We start from the raw sequence: 12,691 nt of genomic DNA, 5'->3' as shown, positions 1-12,691 counted from the left end.
TCCTCCTCGCCGTCTTTTGTATATATTTGCCCTTGGTGTTTTTTTTCAGAGATCCGGCGTCCTCGGAGATCATAACGAGTGCGCTCTTCGGCAGCGTTAGGTGTGGATAAGGGACAGCGCCGGCCCCGGCCCCGTAGACCAGGTAGTGCTGCTGGCCCAGGGTTTCCCCCTTGGATTTGACGGCCCCTATGATGCCCGCCAGCACCACGGCCCCGGTGCCCTGGATGTCGTCGTTGAACGACGGCAGCGCCTGCTGATAGCGGGCCAGATTGTTGAAGGCGTTGGACTTGCTGAAGTCCTCCCACTGCAACACGGCGTTGGGGAAGTGGCGCTTGACCCCGGTCACGAACTTGTCGATGAAGTCGTCGTACTCCTTGCCGCGAATGCGCCTGTGGGGCTGACCCAGGTACATGGGGTCATCCAGCAGCGCCTGGTTGTCGGTGCCCACGTCCAGCGCGATGGGCAGGCAGCAGGCGGGGTGGATGCCCGCCCCCAGGGTATAGAGGGCGAGCTTGCCGATGGGAATGCCCATGCCCCCCACCCCCTGATCGCCGATGCCGAGGATCCCCTGGCTGTCGGTCACGACGATGATGCGCACCGCCTTGGCATCCATGTGGCGGGCGAGAGAGCCCATGTCATCGACGTTCTTCGGGGTGATGTAGAGGCCGCGCGGCTTCTGGAAGCGGTGGCTGAACTCCTGGCACGCCTTGCCCACGGTCGGGGTGTAGATGTAGGGAGTCATCTCCTCCACGTGGCGGGACAGGAGGGCGTAGAACAGGGTTTCGTTGCGATCCTGCAGGGCTCGCAGGTTCTGGTACTTCTCGATGTCGCTGCAGGCGCTCAGGAAGGCCTCATAGACCCGCTCCAGCTGGGCTTCGAAGGTCTGCACCTGGGGCGGCAAGAGGCCGTCGAGCTCAAAATCGGCCCGCTCCTGTTCGGTGAAGGCGGTACCCTTGTTGAGGTTGCGATCGTTGAGCAGATTGGTGCCCGTCAGTGCAACGGGGCGAAAATCGTGACCCTGTGCATCTTTCCACAGCAGATATTGTCCGGTAGCCATAGTCATTCTCTTTGATTTACATGAAGTTGCCATCAGGCAGGAGAGCAAGACTCAGAATGCTGGGGATCATATGACGTTTGCCGATCCGGTTTTGTGAGCTTGGACAAACCCTGCGGCCAAAGGCGCCTTTGCCGGGGCAGCCGAAGGTTGCTCCCGCGCCCGCCTTGGCGCAAGATCCCGACACGCCCCTGTGGGCATCCCTTTGCGAGCAACGGAGCACCATGACCCCTTCCTCTTCCCCCGCTTTTCTCGTCAGCGGCGTCATCCTCGCGGGCGGTCGCGCCACCCGCATGGGGGGCGATGACAAGGGCTGGGTGCCCCTCGCGGGCACTCCCCTGATCCAGCACGTGCTGACCCGCCTGCGCCCCCAGGTGGACGAGGTGCTGATCAACGCCAACCGCGGCCAGGCTCGCTACCGGCAGCTTGCCCCCGTCATCGGAGACGCGCAGGCCGACTTCCAGGGGCCGCTGGCCGGCATGCTGGCGGGGCTGACGGCGGCCCGTCACGACTGGGTGCTGTTCGTCCCCTGTGACGGCCCCGCCCTGCCCCTTGATCTGATGACCCGCTTTCGCGCCGCCATCACCCCGGACACCGATCTGGTGGTGGCCCACGACGGGGAGCACCTCCAGCCCGTGGTCGCCCTGCTGCGCCGCGCCCTGCGCCCCTCCCTGAGCCAGGCGCTGGCGGACGGGGAGCGCAAGACCGGGGCCTGGTTTGCCCGCCACCGGATGGCGGTGGTGTCCTTTGCCGATCTGCCCGACGCCTTCGTCAACCTCAACAGCCCGAGCGATCTCGCCGCCTGGGAGGCGAGGCTGCGGGAAGGGGGCGCGCCATGAGCCCCCTGCCCCTGCTCGGCTTCGTCGCCTGGAGCGGCACCGGCAAGACCACCCTGCTGGAGCGCCTCATCCCGCGCCTGGTGGCACGCGGTCTGCGCCTCGGGGTGCTCAAGCACACCCATCACGCCTTTGACATGGACCAACCCGGCAAGGACAGCCACCGCCTGCGCCAGGCGGGCGCCACCCAGGTGATGGCGGCCTCCGACCGGCGCCACGCCCTGATCCGGGAGACCCCGGAGGGGGAGCCCCCCTTCGAGGCGCTGCTGGCCCGCTTCGATACGAACGCCCTGGATCTGCTGTTGGTCGAGGGGTTCAAGCACAGGCGCTTTCCCAAGGTGGAGCTGTATCGCGCCGCCATCGGCCGGCCCCTGCTCTTCCCCGATGATCCTGACATCGTCGCCCTCGTGTGCGACGCCCCCCAGGCCACGACCCTGCCCCGGTTCTCCTTCGAGGATCTGGAGGCCATCGCCGACTTCATCTGCGCCCGGTTGCCCCCGCACGAACCCCGTCAGGCCCCGCCGCCCCTTCGCCTCTGCGCCCGGCTGCTGGCGGCCCTGCCCCCATCGGCAGAACAGGGCGTTGTGCCCGGCTTGCTCAGTCAGGACGAGGCGGGCACCCTGCTGGTGCGCCCGGTGGATGGGGGCCACGACAGTGCCAACTGCCGCATCGAACGGGCGCCGGGTAGCGCGGCCCTTCCCCCCGGCGAGCGGGTCATGGTGCGCCTGCCGACAGGTGCGCCCGCATGAACCGGGGAAACGACGCAGGTCAAGGCGAATGCCATCCCCCTTGCTATCCTCACAACCCTGACCCGAGATAAGAGAACGCCCTTGCGCCTCAATGCCCCGCTCTCCCGCTTCGATCTGCTCATCTATGGCCGCTACCGCCTGGTCCACGGCCTGCGCATCGCCCTGGCCTTCACCCTCACCTTCCTGCTGACCCGGGAGCTCAAGCTGCCGGAGAGCACCTGGCCCCTCATCACCCTGGTGGTGGTGATGGGCCCCATCTCGTTCTGGGGCAACGTGCTATCGCGCGCCCTGCAACGGGTGGTGGGCACCGTCTTTGGCGCCGCCTGCGGGGTGGTGGCCCTCTATCTGGAGCTCTACTCCCTGCCCCTGATGCTGGCCTGGTGCTGCGCCATCATGTTCCTGTGCGGCTACCTGGCGCTCGGCAAGCGCCCCTATGTGGGGCTGCTCATCGGCATCACCCTGGGGGTCATCGTCGGCGGGGTGCCCGGGGACATCGAGACCGCGCTCTGGCGCAGCGGCGACGTCATCCTGGGGTCGGTGCTGGCCCTGCTGTTTTGCAGCATCTACCCCCAGCGGGCCTATACCCACTGGCGTCTGCAGATGCACGACACCCTGCAGCAGGCCGGGCGGCTCTACCACACCCACCTCTCCCCCAACGTGCTGGAGCGCCCCAAGCTCACCCGAAGCCATGCCCGCCTGCTCGCCAAAATAGTCAGCCTGCGCCCCCTGCTGGCCCCGGCGGTCAAGGAGACCCGCCTTGGCAGCCCGCTGTTCGAGGCGACCCAGACCACCCTTCGCAACAGCGTCTGCACCCTGGAGATGCTGGCCAACACCTATTGGCGGGATCGCCAGAGCCACTTCCTGATGCAGAGCCACCCGGGGCTTCGCGCCTGCCAGCAGGCGACGGAGTCGGTGCTCACCGAACTCGCCCTCATACTCAAGAGCGGCGATACCACGGCGGCCGACCAGGCCATCGGCCGCCTGCAAGCCGCCGCCGCCCGGCTCGATGGGGACGCAAGCCAGGCGCCAGGCCAGGGACACGACCCCACTCTTGGCGGCTACCTCTGGCTCAATCTCCATCTCATCGAGCAGCTCGCCCACCTCCATCGCCTGCTGGGGCTGGTGCTGCAACCCTATGCCAAGCCCTCGACCCGCCCCTGATCGCGCCGCCTGCAACCGCCCACAAAAAAGCCCCGCCGATGCGCAATGCTGTTCAGATAAGCACTTTTTTGACTGATTATTCATAAATTGGATTTGAGTTGAGGGGGCAAGGCTGTGTCCAGTCGATCTTCCTCCAGCCTTTATCCAGCGGGGCTTGCAATAGAAAGAGGGAGGCATCATGCCTCCCTCGATTTTTTGTCCTGATACTACGTGGACTGGAACTCAAATTCTCTTAAGTGAACAGCATTGCCGCCGATGCGGGGCTTGCTTGTCTCGGGCTCGCGCCTTAGCTTGCACGAGCCAGGGGCTGCTCGGGAGTGAGGTAGAGGGAGAAGTCCTCTATCCCCGCCTTCAGGGCGACAAAGCAGTCGGGGTCGATGGCCGTCCCCAGGTTTTCCGCCATCATCTCCAGGGCACGCGGCACCGGGATGGCATCCCGATAGGGGCGCTTGGCGGTGATGGCATCGAAGATGTCGGCGGTGGTGATGATGCGCGTCTCCAGGGTGATCGCCTCCCCCTTGAGCCCCTTGGGGTAGCCCTTGCCGTCGAGTCGCTCATGGTGGGCACCAGCCACCAGGGCAAGTTCCTCGAAGGCGCCGATGCGGCCCAGGATCTCCTCGGTGTAGGCGGCATGCATCTGCACCGCCGCCCACTCCTGCTCGTCAAGCTTGCCCGGCTTGTCGAGGATGGCGTTGCTCACCCCGAGCTTGCCCACATCGTGAAGCAGGGCACCCCGCTTGAGCCAGCGTCGCCGTGGCTCGGACAGCCCCATCTGGGCGGCGAGGATGTCGGTATAGAGCGCCACCCTGCCGCTGTGCCCCGCGGTATAGGGGCTCTTGGAGTCCACCACCTGGCCGAAGGCCGCAGCAATCTCATCCAGATAATCCTCATCCAGCGCCACCTCCCCCTGCCCCGCCGGGTGGGCGAAGACCCGCTCCACCAACGCGGGATCCGCCAGCCCTTGCCAGAAGGCCTCGTCTGCCAGCGCCTCGAAGGCGCTGACCAGGGCGGGATCAAACCAGTTGCCGCTGCGCTCGCGCAGCTCCCTCATCGCCGCGTCCGGCCCGGCGGCGGCGTGAAACACGTCCACCACCTGACAGAGCAGGGCGATGCGGGAGAAGAGCGGGATGGCCTCCCCCGCCAGTTGTTGCGGCCGCCCTTTGCCGCTCCAGTGCTCATCCAGGGAGAGGATCCCCTGGGCCACCTCGTCGCTGAAACGCAACTGGCGGGCGATGTCCGCCCCCCGGTGGCAGCGGGTCAGGATCAGCTCGTTGGCTATCTGATCCCCGTTGCGAAAGATGTGGAACAGGCTGCGAAAGCGGCCCAGCAGATCCGCCTGCAAGCCGGTGTGGCCCAGCACGAAGTTGACCACCTCGGAGAGGGAGCCATCCACCAGCTTGAAGTCGCGCTTGAAGTGAAGATCGTCGGTGAGATAGAGCTCGCAGATGCGGGCGGCATTGCTGCTGCACCCCAGATCCTTGAGCAACAGAGTGTAGTAGAGGTCGTGGCGCTGCCGGGCATCCAGTCCCAGTTGCTCCCCCAGACGAGAGCCTATCCAGCAGCAGCGGATGCAGTGGCCTCTCGGCTGCCCTTCCGTCATGTCCAGGGCATGACTGAGAGAACCAATCAGCTCTGCCAAACGCAACCCGTTTACCGTCATAGCCCACTCCCTCTACATCGGGGCGTACTTGCCCGCAGGCATGTATAGCATTTGTCGGGAGTAAAGGATCAGGGGCGCGACAAATTATGCCTGCACCGCTCCCCGACTTGCCGCCGCATCGCGCTGCTCGCGGCTCAGGGTCGAGACCAGTCTGTCGTCCAGGTAGAGATCCAGTCGCTCCCCGCGCATCTCTCCCCGCATCAGGCTGCGCTGACCGTCGATGTAGTGGATCTCCATCTGGGCGGTGCGCTCGTCCGGGTAGCTCACCTGTACCTCGCGCACCCCTTGGGGCAGCAGGGCCAGCGGCACCTGGTTGAGGGCAGGATCCAGGTGCTGGTTCACCTTGATGATCGCATCGCTCTTCTGATCCACCAGGGCGGGCGACTTGCCGGTAATGGGGTTCTTGCCGGACCAGAATTCGATGGTGTTGAACACGAAGAGATCCGCCGTGGCCGCCAGGCCATAGACGGGGGAGAGCAGCACGAAGACGCCGGCACGGCCGTAGCGGTTGTCCACCACGCTGAGGTTGCCCTTGGTCACCATGGAGGAGAGGCCCATCTGGCCCATGCAACCACCGAGCCCCAGGCTCGCCCCCACTCCCAGCAGCAGGGCCAGTGCCCTGCCTCTCTGTCGTACTGCCATTGTTGTCTACCTCTCAATAAAAAGGAGGCGGCAGCCTAAACAAGGGGGCCGGGCGGCACAATGACGAAGGGGGGCCTTATACAGCCAGGGTTCAGCCTGGCCGTCCGATCGCTCACTCTGTTGGCAATCTTGCGGTCAGCCCCTCAGATGGAGAGGGCGGACACCGTCTGGGAGACCCTGTCCGCCTCCTGGTGGATCTCGCTCATCAGCTTGTCCACCCCGGCGATCTGCTGCTTGCCGAGTTCGGCGCTGCCCGCCACCCCGGCCATGTCGTCGGTCACCCTGGCGGTCAGCTCGCGGTTCTTCTGCACCACCCTGGCGATCTCGTCGGTAGAGAGCGACGTGCGGGCGGCCAGCTGGCGCACCTCGTCCGCCACCACCGCAAACCCGCGCCCCTGCTCACCCGCCCGCGCCGCCTCGATGGCGGCGTTCAGGGCCAGCAGATTGGTCTGATCGGCGATGGCGCTGATGGTCGAGACGATGGCCTCGATGCTTCTGGACTGCTCGTTGAGCTGGCCGATGAGGGCGATGGCCTCATCCACCTGGGAAGCGATGAGGGAAGAGGTCTGCACCACGGCGCGCAGCAGGCCCGCCCCCTCCTCTGCGCTGTGCAGGGTCTCCTGGGCGGTGCTGTGGGCCAGGCGGGCGGCCTCCCGGGTGGCGTGGTTCTGCTCGATGCGCGCGGTGATGTCGCTGGCGAACTTCACCACCCGCACCACCTTGCCGCTGCCATCCCGGATGGGGTTGTAGGTCGCCTCCAGCCAGACGGCCTGCCCCCGGCTGTTGTGGCGCATGAAGAGGCCGGATTTGAACTGACCCCGGGCCAGTTCTTCCCAGAAACGGGGCTGCTCGCGCAGGAAGGTTTCGTCACAGAAGATCCTGTGGTGCCTGCCCGCGATCTCACTCAGGGTGTAACCCATGACGCTCAGGAAGTTGGCATTGGCATGGATAATGTCGCCGTTCGGGGTGAACTCGATCATGGCCCGGGAGCGGTCCAGTGCCTCGGTCAGCGCCTCGAGCCGCCCAAGCCGCTGGTGCTGTTCGGTGACGTCGCTGGCAATCTTGAGTACCCGGGTCACCCGGCCCTGGTGCTTCACCGGGAAATAGGTCGCCTCCAGCCAGCGCGTCTCCCCCTGCCGGTTCACGCGCTCGAAGGTGCCTGACTGCACCTCTCCCTGGGCCAGGCGGCGCCAGAACTGGCGATAGTCACCGGACTCCCCCCAGGCCCTCGGACAGAGCTGGCTGTGGGGCTGCCCAATCAGTTCGGCGGCACCATATCCCATCAGGGCCAGGAAAGGGGTGCTCGCCTCCTGGATGATCCCCTCCGGGCTGAAGATGACGGTGGCGGCACCCGCCTTGATCGCCTCTATGATGCCCTGCTCCTCGTCGAGCCGGGTCTGGCATGCCTGCAACTGCGCTTTGAGCTTCTGATTGAACATGACACTTCTTCCTCGTTGACCATCCCCATGGGCACCACGGCCTCACCCACAGAGGGTATCGGCATCGCCAGCGCCGACATAAGTGGTCAGACGACTGAAACGAATGGGGCGCGCAGTGTATAGAAAAGCGGCGATGCCGCCAAGGGCTCCCAGTACGCAGCCCTTGTGAAAGAGGATCAACCCGGTGCAGAAAAAGAGGAGGCTAACGGGCAGGTACGCACTCGAGGCAGGCGGGATTGGCGGCAAAGCCGAACCGTTCGTAGATAGCGCGCCCATCACTGCTGGCATGGAGCCACAGCTTGCCCAGTTGCTGCTCGCGGGCATACGCCACCATGGCCACCAGCAGGGCGTTCGCCATTCCCCGTCTGCGCCAGGCCGGCCGGGTGTAGATGTTGAGCAGGTACCCTTCCCGCCCCGCCAGATTGCCCGGGTAGGGCGGGCGCACGAAGAGTGCCAGGGTGGCGCACGCCACCACCTCGCCCTCCTCCTCCACCACCCAGCTACGGGCGCTGCCCTCTCCTGCGCCTGAATGAAGTAGGCCTGCGTCGCCTCCCTGAGGACCGGATCCTCATCGGGCCAGGCAAGTTCCCCCACCTCGCAAAAGAGCGCCATGCGCAGTGTCGTCAGGGCAGGAATATCGGCCGCCAGGGCCTCGCGAACCTTCATCTCTTCTCCTTTGCATTCCTTTCCCACCCGTCAGTCAGGCAGGGCTCGTGTGCGGCCACCTTACGCCGGAGGCGAGCGACGGGCAAGGAGCCAGCTGTCGAGCCCCAGGGGGCCCGCCCCCCACACGGCCAGGGTCAGCAGCATCCAGCCCCACAACTGGTGATCGTGAAAGCCCCCCGCCCAGAGGGCCGGGTAGGAGATGACCGCCATGGCGTTGAAGCCAAACAGCAGCAAGGCGACCGGACGGGTGAAGAGGCCCGCCAGCAGGAAGAGGGGCAGCAACAGCTCGGTCGCCGTGCCCGCATAGGCCGCCCACTGCCAGGGCAGCAGGGGCACCTGATATTCGAACTCGAACAGATAGAGGGTGCTGTCCCAGGCCGTGAACTTGAGCCAGCCGGATCGCAGAAAAATGGTGGCGACCCAGAGCCTGGCAAGCAGCAACAGGCCACCGCTGCACCAGGGCAAGATGCGTTCAACAAGGGGGCCAAGGGGCCTGGCAAGGGTTTGCGTTGTCATGGGGCAAGCTCCAGATCGACCAGCAGGTCGAGGGTGATGAGGGGGGCCAGGTGTTCGGCCATGGCGGGATCCTGAGCCAGCAGGCTGGCCAGCGGCCTGCCCTGCAGGCAGCCTTGCAGCAGACGCCAGGCGGCGGCATCCAGGGCAATGGGGTCGACCCGGTGTCCGGGGCGTTTCTTGAGTGCCAGGGAGCAGACAGCATCCAGCTCCCTGACCGTCTCACCGCCGTGCAGGGCCATCTGCCAGAGCGCCAGCACCGGATGGGGGCTCTCCAGGAGTTGCAGATCGCAGGCAGGATGCAGCACCAGCCGCTCCCAGTGGTCAGGGGTCATGGCGGCAAGCCGCTCGGCAGGCCAGCGCCGCGTCTCTGGTGCAAGCAGCGAGACCCGCTCCAGCCCCCACTCGAAGCGGGCCAGATCCCCGAGCCAGGGCAACGCGGCCGTGGTGGGCAAGCGTGCCAGCCAGTCGCCAAAGCCCTCCCCGTAGTCCATGACGCTCCCCTCCTCCAGAGGTGCCGCCAGCACGAACCCTCGTGCCGCAGCCTCAAAGAAGGTCTCGCCAACCATGGCGCGTACCGCGGGGTAGCTGCTGGCGAGCACCTCGGTGAGGCCGAGGATGAAGTTGTTGCGATAGATCTGCAACAGGGCGTCGGGGGCAAAGCGTCCCGGCTGGATGTGCCCGAGGATGGCATCATCCTGGCCGAGCAGACCGCTCGCAAAAGCGCGTTGCAGGGAAGCAAGCTCAGACATGGGCGGCCTCCCTGGATGTTTGCTGCGCCGCGCTCAGGATCTCGCTGGCACGCTGCGCCTCTCCCAGCAGCACCGGCAGCGGGGGGATCGCCAGATCCCATTCAATCAGGGTGGGGATGGCACGCTGCTGGCAGACCTGCTCGTAGAGCGCCCAGACGGGCTCGGCCACGGGGGTGCTGTGGGTGTCGATATAGAGGGGCCCCTGAGGCAGGTGCTTCTCGGTAAAACCGGCCAGGTGAATTTCGCCGACCGTGTCGAGGTCGATAGTCGCCAGATAGTCGTCCACCTCCAGGCCGTGATTGACCGCGCTCACATGGAGGTTGTTGAGATCGAGCAGGACGCCGCAGCCGCAGCGCCCAGCCAGCTCGGCCAGAAACTCGGCCTCCCCCATCTCCCCCGCCAGTTGCAGGTAGGAGGAGGGATTCTCGATGAGCAGTTGTCTGCCCAGTGTCTGCTGCACCCGATCTATCTTGTCGCTCATGTGCAAAAGAGCGGCCCGGGTGTAGGGCATGGGCAGCAGATCGTTGAAATAGCGCCCGCCGATGCTGCCCCAGCTCAGGTGCTCCGACACCCGCACCGGCGAGATGGCCGCCACCAGGGCCGCCAGCTGGCGCAGGTGCCCGGCATCGAGAGGATCGGCGGAGCCCAGCGACATGCCGACTCCGTGAAGGCTCACGGGGTAGTGCCTCGCAAGCTCCGCCAGCACCTCAAAGCCCTGGTTGTGGCGCTCGAAGTAGTTTTCGCTGTGTACCTCAAGCCAGCCCACTCCGGGCAGGGTGTGGCGGATCTCGTCGTAGTGCGGGGGGCGTAAACCGATACCGATCAAGGGGTTCATGGCTGGGCTCTCAATAGATAGGGCCATGATGTGGCGGGCGCCACACCATGGCATGCGGCTTACTTGGGTTGCAGGGACCCGCCAGCGAGCTTCTCGCACAGCCCCTTGGGCACTACCACGAAGGCATCCCCCTGGGCATCCATCTTGGCGGTGCCGGCGCAGGATCCGCCCTTGGTGGCGCAGTCGTTCTTGCCCGCCTTGACCACGCCGTAGCACTTCTCCTTGTCATCCGCAGCCATGGCCGGCGCGGCGATGAACTGGGCACCCAGGGCCAGCAGACCCGTCATGGCAGAGGCGATGGCAGTACTCTTTTTCACGTTCATGTCTCTATTCCTTGTTGTCGAGAGTGATGTCTCCGGCGCATCTCATCCGGCTACGTTCAATAGAACCGGACGAGGGGAGAAATGATTTCCCAAAAAACGGCATCAACTCGCTATTAACAAACAAGAAATCGGTAACCATCTGATTTAAAGGCATAAAATACGATGAAAAAAACAGGACGACGAGTGCCTCCCCCACGGTGCTCATGGCCGTTGACCCCGTCACTCGCCATCCACCCCTTGTCTGCTTTGCACCCGAGGGGCCTATAGTGTCTTGAGTCCTTCCACCCAAAGGTGTCCCATGAACGCTCCTCGCCCTCCCAGATGCACCCTGTCGCTGCCCATCTTCATCCCCGGCCTGCTCTTCATCCTGGCGTTGCTGGCCATCTGCTCCCTGGCCCCTGAGGCCGCCGCCCGCTTCTTCGGCAGCGGCCAGAGCTGGATCGCCGAGCATTTCAGCTGGTTCTATGTGCTGGTGGTCGGCATGTTCCTGATCCTGCTGCTGGTGATCGCCTTCAGCCACTACGGCAACATTCGCCTGGGGCCGGACGACGCCCGCCCCGAGTTCAGCTTCACCTCCTGGCTCGCCATGCTGTTCGCCGCCGGCATGGGTATCGGGCTCATGTATTTCGGGGTGGGCGAGCCCATGAGCCACTACGTCTCGCCGCCCCAGGCGACGCCCCTGACGCCGGTGGCCGCCCGCGAGGCCATGGTCACCACCTTCTTCCACTGGGGCTTTCACGCCTGGGCCGTCTACGCCATCGTCGGCCTGGTGCTGGCCTACTTCGGCTTTCGCTACAACCTGCCCCTGACCATCCGCTCCGGCCTCTATCCCATCTTCAAGGAGAAGATCCACGGGCCGCTCGGCCACGCGGTGGACGTCTTCGCCCTGGTGGGCACCATCTTCGGCATCGCCACCACCTTGGGCTATGGCGTGATGCAACTCTCGGCGGGGATCACCCGCCTCACCGGCATGGACACCTCGGGGGAGCTGTTTCGCTTCGGCCTCATCGGGGTCGTCATCACCCTCGCCGGCATCTCGGCGGTCACCGGTCTCGACAAGGGGGTGAAGCGCCTCTCCGAGCTCAACCTCTTTCTCGCCATCGTGCTCCTGCTGTTCGTGCTGGTGGCCGGCCCCACCCAGTACCTGCTGGGAGCCCTCTCGGAGAACATTGGCAACTATGTCTCCTCTTTAAGCCAGCTCACCTTCCGCACCTTCACCTACAGCGAGACCCGCCAGGCGGGCTGGTTCAGCAACTGGACCCTGCTCTACTGGGCCTGGTGGATCTCCTGGTCCCCCTTTGTCGGCCTCTTCATCGCCCGCATCTCCCGCGGACGCACCCTGCGCGAATTCATCCTCGGCGTCCTGTTCGTGCCCACCGCCTTCAACCTGCTCTGGATGACGGTGTTCGGCAACGCCGCCATCTGGGCCAGCCAGCATGAGGGGGGCACAAGCCTCATCGACTCGGTCGGCAACATCGACACCCTGCTGTTCAACTTCTTTGACCTCTTGCCGGGAGCGGACATCACCTCGGCCCTCGCGGTGATCCTCATCAGCGTCTTCTTCGTCACCTCCGCCGACTCGGGAGCCTTCGTCATCGACAACATCGCTACCCAGGGCAAGGAGGGCTCACCGATCTGGCAGCGCCTGTTCTGGGCTCTGCTGCTCGGGGTCACCGCGGGTACCCTGATGAGCACAGGGGGGCTGGCGGCACTCCAGTCCATGACCCTCATCGCCGCACTGCCGTTTGCCTTCATCATGGTGCTGCTCTGCCTCGGACTCTGCCGCGGCCTTGTCGCAGACAAGGAGCACTCGGCCAGGCGCCTCTCCCCCGCCACTGACTTCTGGAACGGCAAGCAGTGGCGCACCCGGATGGATCACCTGCTGCGCCCCTCCACCGAGCAGGAAGCCCGCGCCTTTGTGGACAAGGTCGCCCTGCCCGCCCTGACGGCCCTGAGCCAGGAGTTCGCTGCCCGGGGCATCACCAGCCGGGTCGAAGAGGATGGGCCGGATCAGTGCCATCTGCTGGTACCCCAGCAAGGTCGCCGGGACTTCTGCTACGG

The 12,691-nt window shown here is 65.3% G+C and carries 11 protein-coding genes and 2 pseudogenes; 4 read left to right on the top strand and 9 right to left on the bottom strand.

From position 1 onward, the window contains the following. Positions 1-1,057, bottom strand: a 1,057-nt coding sequence (gene maeA, locus C3418_RS20190; RefSeq protein WP_258040148.1) for an oxaloacetate-decarboxylating malate dehydrogenase, incomplete at its 3' end; no start/stop codon positions are given. Between the two features lie 221 nt (positions 1,058-1,278). Here maeA and mobA point away from each other — a divergent pair. The 3 genes and pseudogenes from mobA (at position 1,279) to C3418_RS20175 (ending at position 3,800) form a co-directional block, all read left to right on the top strand. After that, positions 1,279-1,893, top strand: coding sequence for a molybdenum cofactor guanylyltransferase MobA (gene mobA / locus C3418_RS20185; protein WP_103859141.1), 615 nt, complete (start codon positions 1,279-1,281; stop codon positions 1,891-1,893). Next, a pseudogene (gene mobB, locus C3418_RS25030) lies at positions 1,890-2,405 on the top strand (molybdopterin-guanine dinucleotide biosynthesis protein B); the annotation flags it as partial. The gene mobA and the pseudogene mobB, both read left to right, overlap by 4 nt. Positions 2,406-2,720: 315 nt before the next feature. Next, on the top strand, positions 2,721-3,800 hold the full coding sequence (locus C3418_RS20175) for an FUSC family protein (RefSeq protein WP_103859139.1): 1,080 nt from the start codon (positions 2,721-2,723) through the stop codon (positions 3,798-3,800). A gap of 286 nt (positions 3,801-4,086) precedes the next feature. Here the strand turns inward: C3418_RS20175 and C3418_RS20170 are convergent, their stop codons facing one another. From C3418_RS20170 to C3418_RS20135, 8 genes and pseudogenes are all read right to left on the bottom strand, one after another. Then, positions 4,087-5,460, bottom strand: a complete 1,374-nt coding sequence (locus tag C3418_RS20170) for an HD-GYP domain-containing protein (RefSeq protein WP_103859138.1) — start codon at positions 5,458-5,460, stop codon at positions 4,087-4,089. Positions 5,461-5,544: 84 nt separating this feature from the next. After that, complete coding sequence (locus tag C3418_RS20165) at positions 5,545-6,102, bottom strand: DUF3332 domain-containing protein (RefSeq protein ID WP_103859137.1); 558 nt, start codon at positions 6,100-6,102, stop codon at positions 5,545-5,547. A gap of 143 nt (positions 6,103-6,245) precedes the next feature. Then, a complete protein-coding gene (locus C3418_RS25025; RefSeq protein WP_103859136.1) occupies positions 6,246-7,541 on the bottom strand; it encodes a PAS domain-containing methyl-accepting chemotaxis protein in 1,296 nt (431 codons plus the stop codon). A gap of 202 nt (positions 7,542-7,743) precedes the next feature. After that, positions 7,744-8,207 (bottom strand): annotated as a pseudogene (locus C3418_RS20155) (GNAT family N-acetyltransferase). A gap of 60 nt (positions 8,208-8,267) precedes the next feature. Continuing rightward, the gene (locus tag C3418_RS20150) at positions 8,268-8,723 is read right to left on the bottom strand and encodes a DoxX family protein (RefSeq protein ID WP_103859135.1); all 456 of its coding nucleotides are present in this window, start codon (positions 8,721-8,723) and stop codon (positions 8,268-8,270) included. Beyond that, complete coding sequence (locus tag C3418_RS20145) at positions 8,720-9,472, bottom strand: DNA-binding domain-containing protein (protein WP_103859134.1); 753 nt, start codon at positions 9,470-9,472, stop codon at positions 8,720-8,722. The genes C3418_RS20150 and C3418_RS20145 overlap by 4 nt, the downstream gene beginning before the upstream one ends. Then, on the bottom strand, positions 9,465-10,307 hold the full coding sequence (locus tag C3418_RS20140; RefSeq protein ID WP_103859133.1) for a DUF692 domain-containing protein: 843 nt from the start codon (positions 10,305-10,307) through the stop codon (positions 9,465-9,467). The genes C3418_RS20145 and C3418_RS20140 overlap by 8 nt, the downstream gene beginning before the upstream one ends. 59 nt (positions 10,308-10,366) lie before the next feature. Further along, positions 10,367-10,630, bottom strand: coding sequence for a DUF2282 domain-containing protein (locus C3418_RS20135; RefSeq protein ID WP_010673595.1), 264 nt, complete (start codon positions 10,628-10,630; stop codon positions 10,367-10,369). A 298-nt stretch (positions 10,631-10,928) separates the two neighbouring features. Between C3418_RS20135 and C3418_RS20125 the strand changes: the two genes are divergently transcribed. Next, the coding region (locus C3418_RS20125) for a BCCT family transporter (RefSeq protein WP_103859131.1) at positions 10,929-12,691 on the top strand (1,763 nt) is incomplete at its 3' end.

The organism is Aeromonas sp. ASNIH8, assembly GCF_002919855.1.
GTDB classification, from domain to species: Bacteria; Pseudomonadota; Gammaproteobacteria; order Enterobacterales; family Aeromonadaceae; genus Aeromonas; species Aeromonas caviae.
This window is presented reverse-complemented; position numbering and strand designations above follow the sequence as displayed.

What these genes read in the sequence shown, in the direction of transcription:
- mobA (WP_103859141.1), top strand. Translation starts at nt 1,279, where the DNA reads ATGACCCCTTCCTCTTCCCCCGCTTTTCTCGTCAGCGGCGTCATCCTC.
- C3418_RS20170 (WP_103859138.1), bottom strand. Translation starts at nt 5,460, where the DNA reads ATGACGGTAAACGGGTTGCGTTTGGCAGAGCTGATTGGTTCTCTCAGT.
- C3418_RS20165 (WP_103859137.1), bottom strand. Translation starts at nt 6,102, where the DNA reads ATGGCAGTACGACAGAGAGGCAGGGCACTGGCCCTGCTGCTGGGAGTG.
- C3418_RS25025 (WP_103859136.1), bottom strand. Translation starts at nt 7,541, where the DNA reads ATGTTCAATCAGAAGCTCAAAGCGCAGTTGCAGGCATGCCAGACCCGG.
- C3418_RS20150 (WP_103859135.1), bottom strand. Translation starts at nt 8,723, where the DNA reads ATGACAACGCAAACCCTTGCCAGGCCCCTTGGCCCCCTTGTTGAACGC.
- C3418_RS20145 (WP_103859134.1), bottom strand. Translation starts at nt 9,472, where the DNA reads ATGTCTGAGCTTGCTTCCCTGCAACGCGCTTTTGCGAGCGGTCTGCTC.
- C3418_RS20140 (WP_103859133.1), bottom strand. Translation starts at nt 10,307, where the DNA reads ATGAACCCCTTGATCGGTATCGGTTTACGCCCCCCGCACTACGACGAG.
- C3418_RS20135 (WP_010673595.1), bottom strand. Translation starts at nt 10,630, where the DNA reads ATGAACGTGAAAAAGAGTACTGCCATCGCCTCTGCCATGACGGGTCTG.